The organism is Alkalinema sp. FACHB-956, from assembly GCF_014697025.1.
Taxonomy (GTDB): Bacteria; Cyanobacteriota; Cyanobacteriia; order Leptolyngbyales; family Leptolyngbyaceae; genus Alkalinema.
The window spans coordinates 402494-423455 of sequence record NZ_JACJRC010000001.1; the positions used below are offsets into that span (position 1 = coordinate 402494).

Here is a 20962-nt window from a genome sequence, read left to right on the forward strand (position 1 = left end):
CTTCGCTGCGCAGCAGCCCCGACGATCGTGTCACATTACGAATCCATGCTGCGCAGCAGCCCCAACGAGCGCGCCACACCACAAAGTCATCGAACTTACGTCAGGATTACATCTCTTGCAACACCTGTTTAATAATCTCCGGTGTCACTTGATCGGTAACATTCACATGCCCGATCGTGTCCGGTAGGACGAATCGCACTTGCCCCGCCTGCACCTTTTTATCGTTCTGGGTCGAGGCAATAATGGCATCAAAGTCCATGGTGGTGGGAAGCTTGGTCGGTAGGGCACATTTGGCAATCAACGCATTTTGCCGATCGCACTCCTCCCGCGTCCACAGCCCCATGGCAACAGCAATTTCCCCAGCGGCCACCATGCCAATGCCCACCGCTTCCCCATGGTTCACCAGCCGGTAGCCCGTCAAGCTTTCCACCGCGTGGCCTATCGTATGCCCGTAGTTGAGAATTTCCCGCAGCCCCGATTCCTTTTCATCCTTCGCGACAACATGGGCCTTGGCTCCACAGGATCGCTCCAGAATGTCTTGGAGTAACGCTTCACCAACGTAGCGAGCCTGATCCAGTCGCTTGGCTTCCTCTAGCTTTTGGAATAATTCCGCATCCCAAATCACGCCATACTTAATCACTTCCGCCATCCCCGCGCGGAACTCTCGTACCGGCAAGGTTTTCAGCACCTGCGGATCGATCACCACTAGTCGCGGTTGATGGAACGCCCCAATCAGGTTTTTGCCCTTGGGATGGTTGACTCCCGTTTTACCCCCGATCGCTGCATCCACCATTGCCAGCAAGCTCGTCGGCACCTGCACCACATTGATGCCCCGTAACCAAGTTGCCGCTGCAAAGCCCGTCATATCGCCAATCACGCCGCCGCCCAGTGCCACCATTACCGACGATCGCTCTAGCCGATTTTCTAAGGCCGCATCGTAAATTTTTTGCAGTGTCGAAGGCGTTTTGTAGCGTTCTCCCGGTGGCAAAATGACCTGTCCCACCGAAAAGCCGGCTGACTGGAGTGAATCGACTACCCGTTGCCCATAGTGTTTAAAAATCGTGGGATTGGAGACCACCAGCGCTTTCCGGCCCATTTTCTTCAGCTTTTCATCCGTCATCCAAGCGCCTAGGCGATCGATCAAGCCCGCTTCGATCGCGATTTCATAGGGATTTTGCGGCAACGCAACAGGAATCACAGATGGCATAGTCGTAAAAAAATGAGGTAGGACGAAAAATTACTCAGTCTATCTATTCTGCCATGCTCCATCTCTTTCATCGGAGAGGTTTCTCGTTCTGCCCCCGTCCCTTGTAGCGCTCCACCGATCGCCTCAATCCAATGTCTCAATCACTCTCCAAATCACTCTCCAAATCACTGTCTAAATCGGTGTATATTGCTAAAAGCGAGAATACTGAGGAAAACCAATATGGGTAGCGTAGTGCTGTACTTTGTCCTCCTGGGGGCTGCATTTGTAACTGCGATCAGTCTGTTCAAAGTCTTCCGTGGCATCAAACTGATCTAAGCAGTTCTGCAGCAATGCAATCCTGTGACAATTCAGTGGAAAAGGCATCTCCTAGTTGTAGAAGATGCCTTTTTGTGTTGGCTATGAATTGTTTGGGTTGGCTATGAATTGGGCCTATGAAAATCTTGAAACCCAAGTTGCAATCACAATTGAAATTGAACCGTTGAAGTTGCAATCAGAGACAGGTTGAGACTCACAGAGATCCTGGGAGATTCCGACTAGCGCAGAATTCCAGTAATTCGTAACACATCCCCGAGGGTAGAACAGTAGGACACCAACCCAAAGGTTTGGGGATTGACAACCTGTTGATGGGTAAAATGACGATAGCGCAAAGAGAAACGATCCCAATCAGCCATTTGAATCCGAAAGAGAAATGTGATGAGATCCGCTAGCCAGGTATAGAGTGGAATGCGGAAGTAAATGGGAATCTTTAAATAAGCACACACTTCGGAAATGACTCGATCGACGGAATAACGATCGTTCCCCAGTACAAAATCGCGCCGTTCTCCCAATGCTGGGGGATGATCGACGAAATAGTTCACGACTTGGGCAATATCCCGCCCGTGGATAAAGTGGAAACTGCCATCGGCTCGGAAAAAGCGAATCAGCTTAATCCACTTGACAACATCCTTCAACCCAGAAGATAGATGGGACTTCGGAAAACGATCGTCTCCACCAAACACTAGCGTCGGATAGACCGTCGTAATTTTGTCCTTCCAAGGAGAATGTTGTAATTCTTGGTGACAGAGATACTTCGATCGAATGTAATCCGTCCCGAACTGCCCCGCTTCTGGCAAGGGCTGATTTTGTCGATCGAGAATGCTAGCGGTCGAAAAGTAAATAATTTGCTGACACAGGTCGGGATTCAGTAGATTAATTAATTCCTGGGTCTTGGTGACATTCACGTCATAGACCTCTTCAAATCCACCCCACGAAGTTGCAGCTAGGATAGCGCAATCGATCGTTTGCAGGAGTGCCGCGAAGCGATCGATTTCCTTGATATCCCCGACCAGCAACTTGATTCCAGGACGAGCATTGTAGTCAAACTTGAGCTTCTCAGGATTTCTGACCAGCAAAAATAGCTCATGCTGCGTCTGATGAATTAACTGATCCACCATATAGTGACCAATACAGCCACTGGCACCAGTCACAAAAATACGCTTATGGGTCATGGATGTGGGTGGGTACGGAATGGATAGTACAGGGTCACGCCGTACCCTATACCCCTTAGGCAGTTGCCATCAACTGATCCAGTTGTTTGGCAGTTTCAAAGAAAAAGGCGGCATTTTCTTCTGGAGTACCGGGTAGAATACCATGCCCTAGGTTCAGAATGTGCTTCCGGTTTCCGGCTTTGCGCACGGTATCTAAGATGCGATCGCGAATAATTTCCTTAGACCCAAACAGCACACCGGGATCAACGTTACCTTGTACCCCGATCTCATGGCCTAGGCGATGACGGGCATCGGCCATATCCACCGTCCAGTCCACGCTGACAAAGTCGCAGCCAGATTGGCCCATACGCTCCAACACACCCGCGCTACCACTGATGTAGAGCACAAGTGGGGTGTCGGGGTGGGTTTGCTTGACTTGCTGGAAGACCCGTTGTTGATAGGGCAGGGCAAAGGTGTCATAGTCGATCGGGCTGAGGTGTCCGGCCCAGGAATCAAACATTTGCACCAGTTGCGCGCCACTGTCGATTTGGTAGCGAACGTATTCTGCGATCGAATCCGCCAACAGGGACAGCAGTGCGTGCAGGGTTTCCGGCTCGCAGAAGGCCATGCGCTTGATCACGGCATAGTCTTTGGAACTCTTGCCTTCCACGGCGTAAGCTGCTAAGGTCCAAGGCGCACCGACAAAGCCCAGAACGGCTGCTTGGTTGCCCACTTCTTGGCGCAGGGATTGCAGCACCGTTTTGACAAAGGGCAGCGATTCTTCCGGGTTGAGCAGGCGCAGTTGCTTCACCTGTTCCATGGTGCGGATAGGCGGATCGATAATCGGCCCCCGGCTTTCGATGATGTCAAAGTTGATCCCCATGCCCGGTAATGGCGTCAGAATATCGGAGAACATGATGACGCCATCGGGACGGAAGGCCCGCCAAGGTTGTAGCGAAATTTCGATCGACAGATCGGGATTTTCAGAGCGCTCCCGGAAGGACGGATATTTATCGCGCAGGTCACGATAAACCTTCATGTACCGACCTGCCTGACGCATCATCCAAACGGGCGGACGAGCCAGCACTTCTCCCTTCGCAGCGCGTAACAGGTATGGAATATCGTTTGCCCCGGTCATTTCCGCCTCTTGCTATCTTGCGTTTTCACAATAAATACAAAAGCTAGACTATCACCGGGATGTAACGCTTTTGTTCGGAACCGTTGATTTGTAAAGGTTTTGTAATCTAGGTCACTGATTTTTCCGGGTAAATCTTGCAAAGCGTTAACGTTTTAGCGCTACTACTGTTACAGAAGTTTACTATCCGGTTGAAAAATATTTTTTACGATCGTTTTGATTCTTACCTGCGATTTCTTACCTGCGATTTCTGGCCTGCAATTTCTTGGCTGCAAGGGAGATTCTGAGTGAGTGGCCATTCCCCCGCCGTTGGTTTTCCTAGAAAGTTGCCCAGTCCGCGCCAAAGTTGAGGACAATAGAACAGCATTTTTGCGCATCAATGCGCATCAACTTGCCCACTCGATCGCCCCCTCACTGAACCTGTGACTCAACCCTCCCAAGATATTTCCCAGTCTGCGTCGCCGATAGAAATGCCTAGCGCGATCGATCGCAGCCAGATCGATCACACCGAGATCGGTCGCGAAGCCGATCGCGCAGATCGCCCAGAATTTGTCCATGTCTCCGTTCTCTACCAGGAAGTGATCGACGGACTGCAAGTGCGATCGGGGGGACGCTATTTGGATGCGACGGTGGGGGGCGGTGGTCACAGTCGGTTGATTCTGGAAGCCGCTCCTCAGGTGGAACTGGTGGCGTTGGATCAGGATGCCATGGCGATCGCAGCAGCCCAGGAAACATTAGGTGATTTTAAAAACCAAGTCACATTTCATCAGACCAATTTTGCTGCATTTAATCCGGGTGAACTAAAATTCGACGGCATTCTAGCGGATCTCGGCGTCAGTTCTGCCCAGTTCGACATCGCCGATCGGGGGTTTAGTTTCCGCCACACGGCTCCCTTAGATATGCGGATGGATCAGCAGCAAGAATTAACCGCAGCAGAAATCATTAACTTCTGGGATGAAAAAGAACTGGCCGATATTTTCTACACCTACGGCGAAGAACGGCTGTCCCGACGCATTGCGCGGCAAATTGTCGAACGTCGCCCCTTTGAGACCACCACTGGCTTGGCGGAGGCCATTGCCCAATGCGTTCCTGGGAAATATCGCCATGGTCGGATTCACCCAGCGACTCGGGTGTTTCAAGCCTTACGCATCGCAGTAAACCGAGAATTAGAGGTGTTGGAAACCTTCATCGCTCAAGCGCCGCTCTGGCTTAAACCCGGTGGGAGACTGGCTATTATTAGTTTTCACAGCTTAGAGGATCGCATTGTTAAGCACCGAATGCGGGAATCGGAGTTACTGAAGGTCATGACGAAGAAGCCAATTTTGCCCAGCGAGGAAGAAATTCAGGCGAACAGTCGATCGCGATCGGCGAAGCTTCGTCTGGCTGAACGAATTTCCTGCTGAATGAATTTCCTGCTGAACAAATTTCCTAGCGCCAACGGGGCTAGGTTCGCTGTTAGAAGTCTGTGCCTTGCATCAGCGGTTGTAACTTCGCTGGAGGCCGAATCACCACTTCCCGAGGAATTTCCACCTCGAAGGTAGACCCTTGCCCCAATTGGCTGGTTACACTGATTTGCCCCCCCATCATGCGCACGAGCCACTTGGTAATCGCTAGACCAAGCCCTGTCCCAGCATGGCGACGAGTCGCCGTTTGATCGATCTGCCGAAATTCTTCAAAGATATGGGGAAGATGTTCTTCGGCAATGCCGATGCCTGTGTCTCGAACGGTAATTTGTAGTCGATCGATCTGCAAATCCTGGACTTCAACCACCACACCGCCGGTTTCAGTGAACTTAATGGCATTGGATAGCAGATTGACCAGTACCTGACGCACCCGAGCCATATCGTTTACAACCACAGGATCCAACAATCGAGTAATCACTTGTAGCTCTAGTTGCTTCTGATCGGCCAGCGATCGCAGTTCTTCGATCGTGGATTGGAGCAATTCAGGGAGGTTGAATCCTTCTGGCTTCAGTTCCAAGCGCCCCGCTTCAATTCGCGACAGATCTAAGATGTCATTGATTAAGGCCAAGAGATGCTTACCATTGTTCAGAATGCGGCTCACCATGTCCGCTTGTTGCGGGGAGAGTTGTTTCTGTTGCCGCATGAGGAGCTGAGAAAACCCAATGATGGCATTCATGGGCGTCCGTAATTCATGGGACATGGTGGCGAGAAACTGCGATTTCATTTGCGCCGCTTCCAAAAGCCGCAAGTTTTGCATCTGAATTTGCTGTCGCTGATTTTCCAGTTCTTGGTTTTGCTCGTACAGCAAATTATTTTGCAGGGCCAGCCGCTCTTCTCGTTCTTCCAAGGCGTTAATTAACTGGGCGTTATTCAGGGCGATCGCTGCTTGCTCGCCAAAGGCCATTAACAGCCGTAAATCGTCATCGTCAAAGGCTTGGGGATTTTCCCAGTTGCCAACGGCCAACACCCCCAATCGCCCTGCTTGGGCCGAGGCGATCGCCACCGTACACAGGGCGGCGGGCGTGTGCTCTAAGGGATTCTGAACCTCGATCGCGGGCATCCGACGATCGAGCTTGTGCGTCCGTAGCAAGAGAGATTCGCCCGTCAAAAACACTTGACTCAGTGGCCCCTTTTGCAAGGAAAACGCTTCTTGAAGAAAATCACTGCGATGCAGTCCCACGGTGGCGGTCAGTTCGAGGTGCTGGGTTTGGGCATTTTGCAGCACGATTAGACCAAACTGTGCATCGGGAATCGCCTCACAAACGGCATCAATCATGGCTTGCAAGAGCCCCGGCAAATTCGTTAACCGCTGGTTGAGTAGATCCGTTAACTGCTGCAGGGTGCGTAGTTGTTGCTGGTTGCGGCCTAGCGTCAAGACAACGCGATTGCGGATTTTTTCAGCTTCTTGAGCGGACTGCGAGAGCCGTTCATTCTCAGCCAAAATTTTCTGGACTTGGTGATGCATCCCTTGCATCCGCCACGCCATGCGGTTGAGCCGAACTGCATTCCAGACGCGATGGCAGAGGGTTGTGGGGGTGACCTCCGGCAGCACTAGATACTCTCCAGAACCCCGTTCTAGAAGCTTCCAAGCCCCCTCTGGATTCTCCTCATGCATGAGCATGACAATTCCAACTGCGATGGGCTTCAGTTGGACGGCATCTAGGAGAAATTGCCCAGATCCATCCAATAATTGTTCATCAATGACCAAACAATCAAAGGGCTCGTTTTCCAAGGTCGCGATCGCGATCGCAGTGCTGTCTACTTCCACGATCGGGAGTTCCATGCCCGCCAAGTGCCAAGCTTGACAAACCGCCATGCGATTCGTTGCACTTGCTCCTGCTATGAGTAACTTGAGATTTCTATCCATCACATCTCATGCCTCAACCGAGTTTAGGCTCAACCAACTCAGCTTTATCCACTAGTGCCCTCAACTAGTCCCCTCATTCACTATTTTCAGGCATTCCCCAATTATTTTAGTGATTTGCTAACCACTAGACTATCACCCGCAATTCCCCGGTTTATTTCCTAGGGTGGATGTAAGGACTCCCTTCTAAATATGACAGTCTCGAATAGATACAAAAGACTCGAAAATACACTGATTGAGGTACTCTAATCGGAACCATCAAGCCCAAAACTCTTGAGAATCTACCTAGGGTGGATGCATAGGAGTCAAATGGGAGACATGGGAGATCCGTAGACACGATCGCACGAGATTCATCATGAGTTGACCTTATGGCAACAAATTGACCATAAGCACTCAATTCCGCTGCAATTGCAGTCAATCTCGAGGGGACTTGTGAAGTTTACTCTCAATTCCTTCATCATTTAGGGTGAGGTGGGCGAGAATAAACGGCTACGATTGAGCACGAAATAGGGGTTAACCAGATCTGCACCGCTAAGGGATTTCCTCACGTTTTGGGAATTTTGGGTGTCCGTTTAAACTTTTGAAGGAGCGGGTGACCACAGTGATGCAGATGGCAGAATTCAGGGCAGTCTTTGGGTAAGTATCCTTATGCAAATGGGTGGAAGTTAACTCTAATGAACGACATTCGAATCGCGCTGATAGAAGATCACGATTTAACCCGTGTCGGCATGCGGACTGCACTCCAACAACGATCGGGTTTTCGGGTCATTGGCGAGGCATCCAATGGGGCCGATGGGCTGCGTTTGCTGACGATCGCTAAGCCTGACGTGGCCATTGTGGATATTGGTCTTCCCGATATGGATGGCATTGAGTTGACAAAACGGTTTAAACAGGCACAGCCGTCAGAGAACTCCCCAACCAAAATTTTGATTTTGACGCTTCAGGATACGGAAGACGTTGTAATGGCAGCCTTTGCCGCTGGCGCAGATTCCTATTGCATGAAGGATGTCAGCCTGGATCAATTGGTGGAAGCCCTACGGGTCACCCATGAAGGGAATTCTTGGATTGATCCGGCGATCGCCCGCATTGTTCTGCGTCAGTCCCAGCAGCCCGCGATGGCAGGGCGCAATGCGGCCCTACCCCCTACCCCCACTGAGCCAACGGAATCCTACCCCTTAACCGAGCGGGAGTTGGAAGTTCTCCAACTGATTGTGGACGGCTACAGCAACGCTGCGATCGCAGATAAGCTCTTCATCACGGTCGGTACGGTGAAAACCCATGTCCGCAATATTTTGAATAAATTGTGCGCTGACGATCGGACACAAGCAGCGGTGCGGGCTTTACGATCGGGGCTGGTTTGCTAGTTGAGTTATCCAGGTATCCAGGTATCTAGTTATTCAGGTATCCAGTCACCTAATCCGTTAAGCTGCTTGTTCGCGTCCTCGGTAGAGACGACGATTTAGCTAGAGCGTGCCTTCGTAATGAGAAAATCTCAGCCGTGCCATTTGGACTGACCATGCTTAAATATAGGGACAAATTTTTTGGCGATTTGACCCACTCAATCTTGATTACCCTTTCCAGTACCAATCCCCAGTCAAGCCGCCCCCGCATTAGCAGTGCGAATTGTCCGCGCAATTCGTCGCTCCGCCAATCTTCCTCCTTCTAGACACCATGGCTGGCATTGCTCCCGTTTCTCGGCACGAACTTTCTCAACGAAGGCAACAACTGCGGCGACAACGACGTAACCGCACCCTCAAAATGTCTTGGCGATCGCTTGTGGTTCTCGGGCTTGCCGGAACCTCCCTATGGGCGGTGACTCAGCCTAATTGGGTCATTCGAAACCCTGCTCAGGTCAAGATTGAAGGGAATCAGTTCCTAGCTGCAAAAACGGTACGATCCCTGCTACCGATCAACTATCCTGAGTCCCTCAGTAAGGTGCAACCGACCAAAATTGCTGAGACCTTAAAGGACAAGGCCCCCATCGCCGAGGTGAGCGTAGAGCGCCATCTCTTCCCCCCAGGGTTAACCGTGCGTATCCGTGAACGTAAACCCGTTGCCCAAGCTTGGTTGACTCCTCCAGGGGAAGCGAGCAAGGCCGATCGCAACACGAGTCCTGGGCCTAATGGTCAAGCATCTATCTCCAAGGAGGACAAGGCCCCTAGCAGTAACCCTTCTAGAGACACCGCCTCAAAGGGAGCGGCTACGGGGCAACCGTCTGGCTTATTGGATGAGCATGGGCGCTGGATCCCCTTGGAAAGTTATACAGCCGTTGAACAGAATCTCCAATTGCCGCCCCTCCAAGTGATTGGGAATCCTGATACCTATCAACCCCATTGGGATCGCTTCTACCCCATCATTAGCCGCAGCCCCATCACGGTCCAGGCCATTAATTGGCAGAACCCTGGAAACCTAATCCTCAAAACTGAATTAGGGACTGTACACCTCGGAGCCTATGGCAATCAGTTTGGCAACCAAATTCGAGTCCTCGATCGTATGCGGGATCTGTCTCGGAATAAAACCGCGGGTTCTATGGAATATCTCGATTTGCGAAATCCCAATACGCCTATCCTGAAACTGCGTGCTGCAAAAAGCTCCGGAAAAATTAGTACCCCATAGCGATCGAACTGTGGCAGAATTTCCCGTAATCTCATGGCACAATTAAACCGAACTTGATGGCGAATCGACGGTTTTGCTGTTGAAGATTTAGTAGAATTGGTGTTCCGGTTAGCCAGTTACCCCCTGGTGATGCGTTGCTACCTGGAGTCAAAAAATTGTTTATAAGTTCCGCCCGTAGTTCCAATGACGCTTAACAATGAGTCAAATTCCACTCCACTGACCCTCAACGAGTCGCTTGAGCCCGGTCAGATTCGTTCCCATGCGGATATAGGCTCCCATGAGGATGGAGTCTCGAAGTTTGCGTCGGTAGGGGATAGCTCCAACTCTCTCCGCAGTATCAGTTCATCCAGTAATTCAGGGGGAAATGTCAAAGTGGTGCCCGGAGAGGAATTAAGGAGTGGTGACATCGTGCCCAGCAGTATTGCCAAAATTAAAGTAATTGGCGTAGGCGGAAGTGGCGGCAATGCTGTCAATCGAATGATCGCCAGTGAAGTGACCGGGGTTGAATTTTGGTCAATCAATACCGATGCCCAAGCGTTGACCCAGTCCTCTGCCCAAAAGCGACTGCAAATCGGTCAAAAATTAACCCGTGGTCTCGGGGCGGGCGGTAATCCCGCGATCGGGCAGAAGGCTGCAGAAGAGTCTCGTGATGAGATTGCAGCGGCCCTAGAAGGGTCTGACCTGGTATTTATTACAGCGGGTATGGGGGGCGGTACAGGCACCGGAGCTGCGCCGATCGTTGCCGAAGTGGCTAAGGAAATTGGAGCACTGACCGTTGGAGTTGTGACCCGTCCGTTTACCTTTGAAGGGCGGCGACGCACCAATCAAGCGGAAGAGGGACTCGCGGCCTTGCAAGGGCGAGTGGATACCTTAATCATCATTCCCAATGACAAGCTCTTGTCCGTGATTTCGGAATCGACCCCGGTGCAAGAAGCGTTCCGGACAGCCGATGATGTTCTACGCCAAGGGGTGCAGGGGATTTCCGACATCATTACCATTCCGGGCTTAGTCAATGTAGATTTTGCCGATGTGCGGGCTGTGATGGCAGATGCGGGATCGGCCTTGATGGGCATTGGCATTGGCTCCGGCAAGTCTCGGGCACGGGAAGCCGCGATGGCTGCTATCTCTTCGCCCTTGTTGGAAGCGTCGATCGACGGTGCGCGGGGCGTCGTGTTTAACATTACCGGTGGCCATGACCTCACCCTCCATGAAGTGAATGCTGCTGCGGAGATTATCTATGAAGTCGTTGATCCCAATGCCAATATCATCTTTGGCGCTGTGATTGATGAGCGGATGCAGGGTGAAGTCCGGATTACGGTCATTGCCACAGGATTCTCTGGGGAGACCCAAGTGCAAGCAGCCACCCGACCTACGGCTACACCCAAGCGATCGGTTCCCAAATCGGAAACCAATGCTGGCGGATTACCCTTACCGGAACCCCGCACCCCCAAGCCTGCACCACCAACGCCTGGGGGGTTAGATATTCCTGAGTTTTTGCAGCGTCGTCGTCCACCCCGAGGCTAGCTGCAACGCAATTCAACGTGATTACTCATTCAAAGTTTTCTGTTCTGGTTTCAGGCACCCTGTAGGGTGCCTTTTTTGTGGGTTTTCCGGGTTCAAGGAGTGGTTGCACCCCCCGTAAACTGGGGCATCTACACAATGCCCTGCATCAACAACACTGATGTGTCGCTTCCTGCAGCGATCGCCGTTGCGCCGATGGGGATCCTGGCGAGACCGTTGCAGCCTGCGAGGTTAATCAAGTTACCCGAATTATGGCCTCCCGCAGCGGGCGAAAAGCAAAGCTCACCGGCTTGGAAGGTGACCTTGCCCCAAAGGTAGGACTCACGCTTGCCGTCGGACTTGAGATCACAACCCGTTTTGGCCGTGATGAAGTTCGGTTGCCAGCCCGTTGCCAGTCCCGATCGTCGTTTCAAAGCCGGTTGAACAAACCGTAAAAATGTCACCAAGGCAGAGACTGGGTTTCCAGGCAGGCCGAAATACAGCGTATTAGGCAGGGTCGCAAAGGTGAGGGGTTTGCCGGGTTTAACCGCGATCGATCGAATCTGAATCGTTGCGCCCAGCGCTTCTAAAATTCCATCCACATAGTCATAATCCCCGACGGAGACCCCACCGGAAGAAATTACGATATCTGCTTGGGCGATCGCGGCTTCCATGGCCGCTTGCAACGCAGCGGGATCATCGGGCACAATGCCCAAACGCAACACCTCCGCTCCCGACTGTTGCACCAAAGCCGCTAAAGCGTATTGGTTGGAATCCACAATCTGTCCCGGCTGTAACGGCTGGTCTGGTGTCACCAGTTCATCGCCGGTGGAGAGAATGGCCACCTTGGGCCGCTGATAGACCGGTACCTGGGTACATTGCACGGCTGCCAGAACCGCAATTTCTGCGGCTCCTAGACGAGTTCCCGCCGCTAACAACGGTTGTCCCGCTTGGTAAAAACCACCCCGCCGCCGGACAAATTCCCCTAGGTGACGGGGGGGGACTAAGATCGTGACCCGATCGCCTTGGCGCTGGGTATTTTCCTGCATCACGATCGTATCGGCTCCCAAGGGCAGCATCGCCCCCGTAAAAATGCGGGCCGCCTGTCCCGGTTGCAGTGTTTGTTGGGGGGCAACCCCCGCCGGAATCTCTTCAACCACGGCCAGGGTGATTGCCCCAGGTTGCCCTGTTGCCACTTGCCCTGTTGCCACTTGCCCTGTTGCCACTTGCCCTGTTGCTACATCGTCATAGCGCACCGCATAGCCATCCATTGCAGAATTATCCCAATGGGGAAAATCCAACTCACTGCTCACAGGCTGTGCCAAAACGCGATCGATCGCCTCCAATAACGGTACCCAATCACAATCAACCGCTGCATCCGGCACTTGGACTGCTTGAAAAATCAAAGACTCCGCCGTTTCAACTGCCAACATAGACCCACAATTTTGAACAATTTGAACAATACAATTTGAACAATATTTGAATAATATTTGAGCAAAAAATTGCATGAAAATTTGAACCCCGAGGTGATGCCCCGATCGACCCATCGAGCTTTCCTAACCACCAGTCAGGGATGATAGGGGTGCTTTTGCTCGACTAACGCAAGCTGTTCTTCTGAAAAAACTGGCAAAACCCCTTGCAGATTACTTTCAAACTAGACCTTCCTGTGAAATAATGGTTATTTGTGTCTGAATAAATACCAGCCCTTAAGGTTGTGAATCATGGCTAAAAACAAAGGCGTAAGAATAATCATTACGCTGGAGTGTACGGAGTGCCGTACCAATCCAGATAAGCGTTCTGCAGGGGTGTCCCGTTACACCACGATGAAGAATCGTCGGAACACCACCAGCCGGCTAGAACTCAAGAAGTTCTGCCCCCATTGCAACAAGCATACCGTTCACCGCGAAATTAAGTAGTTGTGAGATTAGTCGTCCTAAGTGCCTTTAAAGCGAGCTTGACGACCAGAGCTTCGCAAACTTAGCGAAGGCTCGGATTTGATACACCAGTTCTCCTGGCAAATCCTTTGGAAGTTTTGAGGGGGCGATCGCTCCAAACAAAACTCAGAATCTCCGTTCTGTCCAATTCATCGAGTGAAACACCATGGCTTATTTTCGTCGTCGCATTTCTCCCATTAAACCGGGCGATCCCATTGATTACAAAGATGTAGACCTGCTGCGGAAGTTTATTACAGAGCGCGGTAAGATTTTGCCTCGTCGCATCACAGGATTGACCGCTAAACAGCAGCGGGATCTGACGGTTGCCATCAAGCGAGCTAGAATTTTGGCATTGCTACCCTTCATCAACCAAGAAGGCTAAGCGAGTCTTAGGGATAGATCTGAGGGGTGATGGCCGCAATTAAACAGTCCATCATCCCTCGTCTTATTTGAATCCTTTGCAAATTGACAATAGTAATCACTAGTAATCGTTTATTGCTTGCCAGATAACAATTCTTGCCAGATAACAATTCTTGCTAGTTAATTAATGTTTGCTAGTTAATAATGCTTGCTAGCAGACAGCTATTGCTGGCACTATTTTTTCATCAATAAGATTCCATCAATAAGAAATGGATGACTAATGACCGATCGGAAATGAGGGTTTGGTGATTGTGGTAATCATTAAACCAACCCGCTATTTCCTGGAACGGTTCGGGGTTAGTTACTCAAGTCGTATACGCTCGCCTGGATGAAGCCCTGCTATGGAAAAGGGAACGCTGGTTGAATTTGTTGTGAACGGAGAACGGCGTCTTGCGGTGATCGATCGCCCAGAAGGAAAAAAACACTGGGTCGTGATCGATGAACGAGGTCAAGCTTCGACGCTCCATCCACGCCAGATTGAATACACGGTTACCGGGCAGACGTTTAAGCCCACGGAAATTGCTGCCTTTTCCCAGCGAGTTCAGTCCTCCCTGGATCCTTCAAGTTTGGAAGTAGCTTGGGAACTTCTGGTAGAAGAAGGTGAGTCCACCGATCCCGCTGCATTGGCTACCTTGCTGTTTTCCTCGACTGATCCAGAGTTTTGCTACATTGCCCATCTGCTCTTGGCAGAAGATCGACTGTATTTCAAGCAAAAGGGCGATCGCTACGAACCTCGGCCTGCCAGTCAAGTCGCGGAAATCCAGCGCCAAATTGCCCTCGCCAACCAGCGCCAGCAGGAATGGGAAGGATTTTTGACCCGGTTGCAACAGGTGATTGCGGGTGAGCAAACGCCCGATTGGCAGCCCAGCGATCGTCCCCGATTAGATGCCCTCGAAAAATTTGCCGCCTTTGGTGATGATGCTCCCAATCGCAGTGCTGCGATCGAGGTCTTAGCGGCCCTCAAACGTCCTGAAACGGCACAAGGCGCATTTCGGCTTCTGGTTGAATTAGGATTATGGAGTCCCCACGAAAACCTTTTCCTTCGCCATAGTCAAATTCCTACTCACTTTCCGCCAAAGGTTCAAGAGTTGTCACATCAGTACCTCCTTTCCCCGCCACAAGACTTGCATCCCGATCGCTTAGATCTCACCCATCTGAAGGTCTACACGATCGATGATGAAAGTACGCGCGAAATTGATGATGGTCTGAGTATTGAATATTTACCCGATGGCTCTGAACGTATTTGGATCCATATTGCCGATCCGACTCGCTGGCTCCTGCCCGGTGATCCCTTAGATCTAGAAGCCCGCCGCCGCAGTACCACCCTCTATCTACCTACGGGCATGATTTCCATGTTCCCCACGGAACTGGCGACAGGCCCCATGAGTCTGAACACTGGGGTTGTCTGTTGTGCCCTCAGTTTTGGTATTTTGTTAGACGCCGATGGCGCAGTGAGCGACTTCAGTATTCACGCTAGCCACATCAAAATTACCTATCGCCTCACCTACGCGGATGTGGACGAGATGCTGGAATTGGGGGTGACGGCAGAACCGGAGCTAGAGAGCCTCGCGAAATGGGCCAAGCAGCGGCAACTCTGGCGACAATCCCAGGGGGCAATCAGCATCAACATGCCAGAATCCACCATCAAAGTGGAAAACGATGGGGAAGAAATTATTATCCAGGTGCTGGACGATCGCTTCTCCCGGCAACTGGTGGCAGAGATGATGATTTTGGCTGGAGAAGTTGCTGCTCGCTATGGTCAAATCCATAGCCTACCGTTGCTATTTCGCAATCAGCCCCAACCTGAACTGCCATCCGATGAAGAGTTATTACAAGTTCCGGCGGGGCCTGCGAGAGCTTGTGCCATTCGGCGCTGTATGCCTCGGAGTGAACTGAGCATCACCCCCTCTCGCCATGCCAGCTTGGGGCTGGATACCTATACACAGGTCACCTCACCGATTCGGCGCTACAGTGACTTACTTGCTCACTTCCAAATCAAAGCCCATTTGCGAGGAGAATCGCTGCCGTTCTCTGCGGAACAAATGCAAGATTTAGTCTTGAGCATTGCCAGTAATGTTCAAGAAGCGGCTTTGGTGGAGCGCCAAACCAATCGCTACTGGGGACTGGAGTACCTTCGACGCAACACCCACGAAGTCTGGTCTACCCTAATGCTGCGCTGGCTCCGCGAACATGAAGGTCTGTGCTTAGTCCTGCTGGAAGACTTGGGTCTGGAACTAGCCATGCGTCTCAACCGTTCGATCGAATTGGGCGATCGCTTTCAAGTTAAAGTTGTGCGAGCCGATCCTCGTGAAGATACGATTCAGCTCCAAGAAGTCTCCACCCTGGAGGCAACTCAGATGGCAGCAGGTTAGACTGCCTGATTCAACAGGCTATTTTCGGGGAAAATTTTGGGAACGGTAAAATTTCGGGAACGGTATTGTTGCAATTGGCCAATTCAGTTAGCATTGGCCACACTTAACTAGCCGGGAAGCGTCGACATGAAATCATGAACCTTAAGTCATGAACATCTTGAGTCATGAATATTAAGTCATGAACATTAAGTCATGCGCTTTTCAAGCATTCTCACTCTCCAATCACCCTCCAGAGGCATCCTCTAGCTAGGGGGCACAGTCCACTGCATGCTCGGTCAATCAGTCAACCTACAGCCTTGCACGTCTACCAAGCATGGCTAGGAAGAAGCATGGCTAGGAAGAAGACTGCCCGCAAAAAAATAGGCGGCTAGCGAGGGTGGATAAAAAATTCAGTGCGCAGATGACAGAGCGTGAGAATATCGCCATCTTTGATTGGGTATCGTTTGAGCACCGCTAAACGCTGCTGATTGAGGAAGGTGCCATTGCTGCTACCGACGTCCATCACATAGAAGCCGTACTGAGGATCATGGCTGATGACGGCATGGCAACGGGAGATCGATCGATCCGGTACCACGATCGCGCAATTGCGACTCCGGCCAATCAACCAGGTGGAGCCCACATCCGTCACCTGAGCTTCGCCCATGGTGGGCAGATTGGTCGTCAGGAAAGCCCGATGCTCAATCCGAGTGGCTTGGATGTAGTAGGAATAACGGAGTTCAGACGCGAACGGCTGGTCGTTATCACCGTCTTCTCCAATGTATGTCGCAGATTTCTCTAAGGTGGAAATCTCGTCATTTAAGAGGTTAGGTACTTTGAGGATTGAAGCCGGAAGTGAATGAGCTTCGGGCATGTACCCTTCCTGCGAGGACTCTAGATTCAACATTTATTCTCCGTCCCAATGCATTTGCAGTGAAACACAATTGTTAACTGTTAAGCGTCAACTTTCGGGTGTCAACTTTCAGGTTACTTACGCGAGAGATTAAATCCCTGACGACGGTGTAGCAGTTGGCAAATGCAGCCTTTAAACTGTAGACCCCCTGGGTTCCAACAAACCTCCATCCCAAGAAAGGGACTGATGGTGTGTCAAGTACTAGATGATTGTCACGTAATAGGAAAGGTCAATCACCTATTTAAGTGGTTTTTCTCACTACCAGAGTAAACACTAATTTCCACTGGCCTGACAACCGTGGGGCAGGGTTTCTTTGCAGAAGCTTTACATCAACATTGGAGAGGTTCGCAAGTCCTTCAGGCGGTGTCCACATAATGTCCGTATTTATTCGAAATTTATAGTTACTTTAGACACATCACTCTTTGGGATGATCCGGAAAATTACGGAGAAAAAGATAGACTTCATCCTGGGTAAAGATGCGCTGGAGGGAAGGGGTGTTTTGAGCCTGCTGTAGGACAACGTGAGCATAGTTTCGATCGCTGCCAAATCCCGGATGTTTGAGATTCAATAGCACCGCATCAAAACGATCGAGCCGTAAAGAATAGTCGCCCTTAGTGAAGTCAATTTGGGCCCGATGGGTCAGGTGGGGCACGATGTCATGGGTGGTCAGTACCGCAGCCTGGGGGGGGATTTGGGCTAGGGCAGTCTGTACGGCGGCTGATGTATCCAAACGATCGAGGAATTTCCAGCCAAAGTAGCTATATTTCGCCAGACAGAGGAATCCAAAAAGCGACCAAGCAATGATCCAGCGAGGTTGGCGGAGCAAAATGGGACGATCGGCAGCAAGGCAGGCAATTCCGGCAAGCAGTAAGAACGGCAGAATTGGCAGAGAATACTGATGAACTAAATCCCGTTGAGCCGGGGAGTTCGACAGAACGTTAATGATGAAATTCGGCAATCCCACGATCGTCGGGGCTAGGAATCTGGGATTGAGTACCCAGAATAGGGGTAGGAGCAGCAGGGCTAAGTACCCGATCGTTTCACCGGAAAAAACGCGACCCAACACTAAACCGGGTTGTAGAAACAGATTGGCAATCACCTCCGGCAGAGAATCCCCTAAAAAGGCATAGCGTCTCACGGCTTCCACCCCATCCGGGCGAAAATGGGGAATCAAAATTTGCGTGACAAAAATAAACCAGCCGAGGCCCCATGCGATCGCGATCGCCCCCGCCCGCTGCCGTTTTTCAAAAAACCAGAGCCAAACGCCCATGGCCGCAACGGTAATGGCTAGGGCATCCCGGCATCCTAAAATCACCACTAGACATCCTGCAAATAGCCCAAGGCGATCGGCTCTGGCGGCCCAAACCGCAAGCAAGATTAGCGGCAAGGCAATGACTTCAGGATGGAAATCGAACAGGTTTAGATTAAATACCAAGGGATAGAGCCCATAGGCCAGCACGATCGCCCAGGATTTAGCCTCACTTAATCCCGCTTGCCGCGCCACAAGCCAAGTGGTGAGATGACCAAGGGATAGGGAGAGTGCTTGGATCGCCAACAGCCAATAAACCGTCGGAACGATGCGATAGAGCAGCCCGATCGGATAGAGGATCCAATCCCCGTGGCCTCCCAGGAAGTGATAGCCCCAAAAAGATACGATCGGGGGCTGGCCTTGGCTAATTAAATAAGCAGCTTGGTCAAAATATCCCAGATCAAACGCCCCTGACCAAAACCAGGCATGGCGTAAACTGCTGCAACAGAAAAGACCGATCGTGCTGACAACCGTCAGAAGAATGAGTTTTTTTGGAAGAGTAATAGTCTTAGGCCCCATGAATCCCCTATGCTATTGGTGCTTTACTTGGAGAGCTTTTGAATATCCCGGCCAAATCCTGAGTTCGTAACCTACTTGGTTTATAGACCTACTTGGTTTGTGCCCTATATGTTGGGAAGCCCTTCTGGTAAAATTCTTTAGGTTTTTATCACTATTCACCAATGGGATCAACGCGGGTACGAATCGCAATTGACGCGATGGGTGGTGATCATGCTCCGGCGGAAATCGTCGCGGGCGCTTTGAAAGCCCAGGAAGCTTGGGATGTCGATGTGTTACTGGTGGGCGACCCCCAGGAACTCGAAGCCTGTTTGGCCAACCACACCTATAGCCGGAAACCAGAGATCGTGCCTGCCGAAGGGGTGGTCGAGATGTCGGAGGAACCGGGTCGTGCCCTGCGGCGAAAACCCAAGGCTTCGATCAATGTTTCCATGAATTTGGTCAAATCGGGGCAAGCAGATGCGGTCTTTTCCGCTGGCCATTCTGGGGCAGCCATGGCGGCGGCGTTGCTGCGCCTAGGTCGTCTGCCGGGAATCGATCGACCGGCGATCGGGGCGGTGTTCCCAACCATGATTCCGAATAAACCCGTGATTGTGTTAGACGTGGGCGCTAACGTCGATTGCCGTCCGAAGTATCTAGAGCAATTTGCGCTCATGGGGACGGTGTATGCCCAGTATGTGATGGGGAACCCCGAGCCTCGGGTGGGGTTGCTCAACATTGGTGAAGAGGATTCCAAGGGCAACGAAGTGGCCTTGGCTGCCAATCAACTTCTGCGAGACAATCCCCACATTCCTTTTATCGGCAACGCTGAAGGGCGGGATGTGCTATCGGGCCAGTTTGATGTTGTGGTCTGTGACGGCTTTGTGGGCAATGTCCTCTTAAAATTTGCCGAAGCGGTAGGCGATATTCTTCTGCAAATCCTCAAGGAAGAATTGCCTCGTGGCAAGCGTGGTAAGCTGGGAACCGCTGTTCTCCGCCACAATCTCCGACGCATTAAGCAGCGCGTTGACCATGCGGAACATGGGGGCGCGTTGTTGTTAGGCGTGGCTGGTATTTGCATTATTGGCCATGGCAGTTCTAAGGCTGGTACGGTCTGTAGCGCGATTCGCCTAGCCAAAGAAGCGGTGGAAAATCAGGTGTTGGAGCGGATTCGTTCCAGCTATGAAGAAACCGTAGTGCCCGCGATCGCTGAAAATTCCTAGGTCGCTGTATCTCTCCCATCAGTACAGATTCCCTCAGCACATACCCCGTCAGCATGGAGACAAGACTATTGGAACGGGTTGGACTTGCAATTATTGGCTGTGGCTCAGCATCTCCCGCAGTATCCCTGGATAACGATGGCCTCAGCCAGGTCGTTGAAACCTCCGATGAATGGATTGCCACTCGCACGGGCATCCGTCGGCGCTGCCTAGCGGATCCTGGTTATTCCCTAGCCCAGCTGGGGGCTGCGGCTGCGGCCAAAGCTCTGGAGATGGCTGGAGTGGCTCCGGAAGAGGTCGATCTGATTCTCCTAGCAACTTCTACCCCCGATGATCTGTTTGGCACTGCATCGGTGATTCAAGCGCGGTTGGGTGCAACCCGTGCCGTTTCCTTTGATTTGACGGCGGCTTGTTCTGGGTTTGTCTTTGGGTTGGTCACAGCAGCCCAGTTTATCCGCACTGGGGTATATCGCAATGTGGTGCTGATTGGGGGGGATATTTTGTCGCGCTGGGTGGACTGGAGCGATCGCCGCACCTGTGTGTTATTTGGCGATGGTGCAGGCGCTGTGGTCATCCAAGCAGATCCGATCGATCGCTTACTGGGCTTTGAATTGCACAGTGATGGCAGCCAAAATGCCTGCTTAAATTTGGCCTACCAAGGGGAATCCAAGGTTCTCACTCCAGACGTGACGATCGCCCAAGGGGGATATCGACCCATCACCATGAATGGGCAAGAGGTCTACAAGTTTGCCGTTCGCAAGGTGCCGGAAGTCATGGAGAAAACCTTCTTCCATGCAGGACTGGATGCCGCCGAGATCGATTGGGTGGTCATGCACCAAGCAAACCAACGGATTTTGGATGCTGTGGCCGATCGACTCTCCATTCCCCGCGAAAAAGTTATTAGTAACCTAGCCAAGTATGGCAATACCTCCGCCGCTTCCATTCCCCTTGCGCTGGATGAAGCGGTACGAGATGGCAGAATTCAGCCCGGAAACAAAATCGCGATGTCTGGTTTTGGGGCTGGTTTGACCTGGGGGGCTGCAGTGGTTCAGTGGGGGAAGTAACCCATTTG

At 51.6% G+C, this 20962-nt stretch carries 16 protein-coding genes; 9 read left to right on the top strand and 7 right to left on the bottom strand.

The window, feature by feature from the left end; translation table 11 throughout:
- Positions 1-106 precede the first annotated feature (106 nt).
- From aroB to hemE, 3 genes are all read right to left on the bottom strand, one after another.
- The gene (gene aroB, locus H6G21_RS01625) at positions 107-1207 is read right to left on the bottom strand and encodes a 3-dehydroquinate synthase (protein WP_190569802.1); all 1101 of its coding nucleotides are present in this window, start codon (positions 1205-1207) and stop codon (positions 107-109) included.
- 533 nt (positions 1208-1740) lie between these two features.
- Positions 1741-2694: an NAD(P)-dependent oxidoreductase gene (locus tag H6G21_RS01630; protein WP_190569804.1), complete on the bottom strand. Its 954-nt coding sequence runs from the start codon at positions 2692-2694 to the stop codon at positions 1741-1743.
- A 55-nt stretch (positions 2695-2749) separates the two neighbouring features.
- Positions 2750-3811, bottom strand: a complete 1062-nt coding sequence (gene hemE / locus H6G21_RS01635) for a uroporphyrinogen decarboxylase (RefSeq protein ID WP_190569806.1) — start codon at positions 3809-3811, stop codon at positions 2750-2752.
- 419 nt (positions 3812-4230) lie between these two features.
- Between hemE and rsmH the strand changes: the two genes are divergently transcribed.
- The gene (gene rsmH / locus H6G21_RS01640) at positions 4231-5211 is read left to right on the top strand and encodes a 16S rRNA (cytosine(1402)-N(4))-methyltransferase RsmH (protein ID WP_347277959.1); all 981 of its coding nucleotides are present in this window, start codon (positions 4231-4233) and stop codon (positions 5209-5211) included.
- A 52-nt stretch (positions 5212-5263) separates the two neighbouring features.
- On the opposite strand, the gene H6G21_RS01645 is transcribed toward rsmH, so the two are convergent.
- Complete coding sequence (locus H6G21_RS01645; protein ID WP_190569808.1) at positions 5264-7138, bottom strand: ATP-binding protein; 1875 nt, start codon at positions 7136-7138, stop codon at positions 5264-5266.
- 671 nt (positions 7139-7809) lie between these two features.
- Here H6G21_RS01645 and H6G21_RS01650 point away from each other — a divergent pair.
- From H6G21_RS01650 to ftsZ, 3 genes are all read left to right on the top strand, one after another.
- Positions 7810-8499, top strand: coding sequence for a response regulator transcription factor (locus H6G21_RS01650; RefSeq protein ID WP_190569810.1), 690 nt, complete (start codon positions 7810-7812; stop codon positions 8497-8499).
- A gap of 259 nt (positions 8500-8758) precedes the next feature.
- Positions 8759-9751, top strand: a complete 993-nt coding sequence (locus H6G21_RS01655) for an FtsQ-type POTRA domain-containing protein (RefSeq protein WP_242041578.1) — start codon at positions 8759-8761, stop codon at positions 9749-9751.
- A 183-nt stretch (positions 9752-9934) separates the two neighbouring features.
- A complete protein-coding gene (gene ftsZ / locus H6G21_RS01660) occupies positions 9935-11275 on the top strand; it encodes a cell division protein FtsZ (protein ID WP_242041579.1) in 1341 nt (446 codons plus the stop codon).
- Positions 11276-11403: 128 nt separating this feature from the next.
- On the opposite strand, the gene glp is transcribed toward ftsZ, so the two are convergent.
- Positions 11404-12684, bottom strand: coding sequence for a gephyrin-like molybdotransferase Glp (glp, locus tag H6G21_RS01665; RefSeq protein ID WP_190569812.1), 1281 nt, complete (start codon positions 12682-12684; stop codon positions 11404-11406).
- Positions 12685-12972: 288 nt separating this feature from the next.
- On the opposite strand from glp, the gene rpmG reads away from it, so the two are divergent.
- The 3 genes from rpmG (at position 12973) to H6G21_RS01680 (ending at position 15977) form a co-directional block, all read left to right on the top strand.
- Positions 12973-13167: a 50S ribosomal protein L33 gene (gene rpmG / locus H6G21_RS01670; protein ID WP_190569816.1), complete on the top strand. Its 195-nt coding sequence runs from the start codon at positions 12973-12975 to the stop codon at positions 13165-13167.
- Positions 13168-13351: 184 nt separating this feature from the next.
- On the top strand, positions 13352-13567 hold the full coding sequence (gene rpsR / locus H6G21_RS01675; protein WP_190569818.1) for a 30S ribosomal protein S18: 216 nt from the start codon (positions 13352-13354) through the stop codon (positions 13565-13567).
- Positions 13568-13946: 379 nt separating this feature from the next.
- Positions 13947-15977 (top strand): ribonuclease R family protein, encoded by a 2031-nt coding sequence (locus H6G21_RS01680; protein ID WP_190569820.1) that lies wholly within the window; start codon positions 13947-13949, stop codon positions 15975-15977.
- A gap of 367 nt (positions 15978-16344) precedes the next feature.
- Here H6G21_RS01680 and H6G21_RS01685 read toward each other — a convergent pair whose 3' ends face one another.
- Positions 16345-16827 carry an FHA domain-containing protein gene (locus tag H6G21_RS01685; protein ID WP_190569823.1) on the bottom strand — a complete coding sequence of 161 codons (483 nt, stop codon included), beginning with the start codon at positions 16825-16827 and terminating at the stop codon, positions 16345-16347.
- 454 nt (positions 16828-17281) lie between these two features.
- Entirely contained in the window at positions 17282-18694 is a 1413-nt protein-coding gene (locus tag H6G21_RS01690) for a DUF2079 domain-containing protein (protein ID WP_190569825.1), read from the bottom strand.
- A gap of 161 nt (positions 18695-18855) precedes the next feature.
- On the opposite strand from H6G21_RS01690, the gene plsX reads away from it, so the two are divergent.
- Both plsX and H6G21_RS01700 read left to right on the top strand, forming a co-directional pair.
- On the top strand, positions 18856-19893 hold the full coding sequence (gene plsX, locus H6G21_RS01695) for a phosphate acyltransferase PlsX (protein ID WP_190569827.1): 1038 nt from the start codon (positions 18856-18858) through the stop codon (positions 19891-19893).
- A 68-nt stretch (positions 19894-19961) separates the two neighbouring features.
- Entirely contained in the window at positions 19962-20954 is a 993-nt protein-coding gene (locus H6G21_RS01700) for a beta-ketoacyl-ACP synthase III (protein WP_347277960.1), read from the top strand.
- Positions 20955-20962 lie beyond the last annotated feature (8 nt).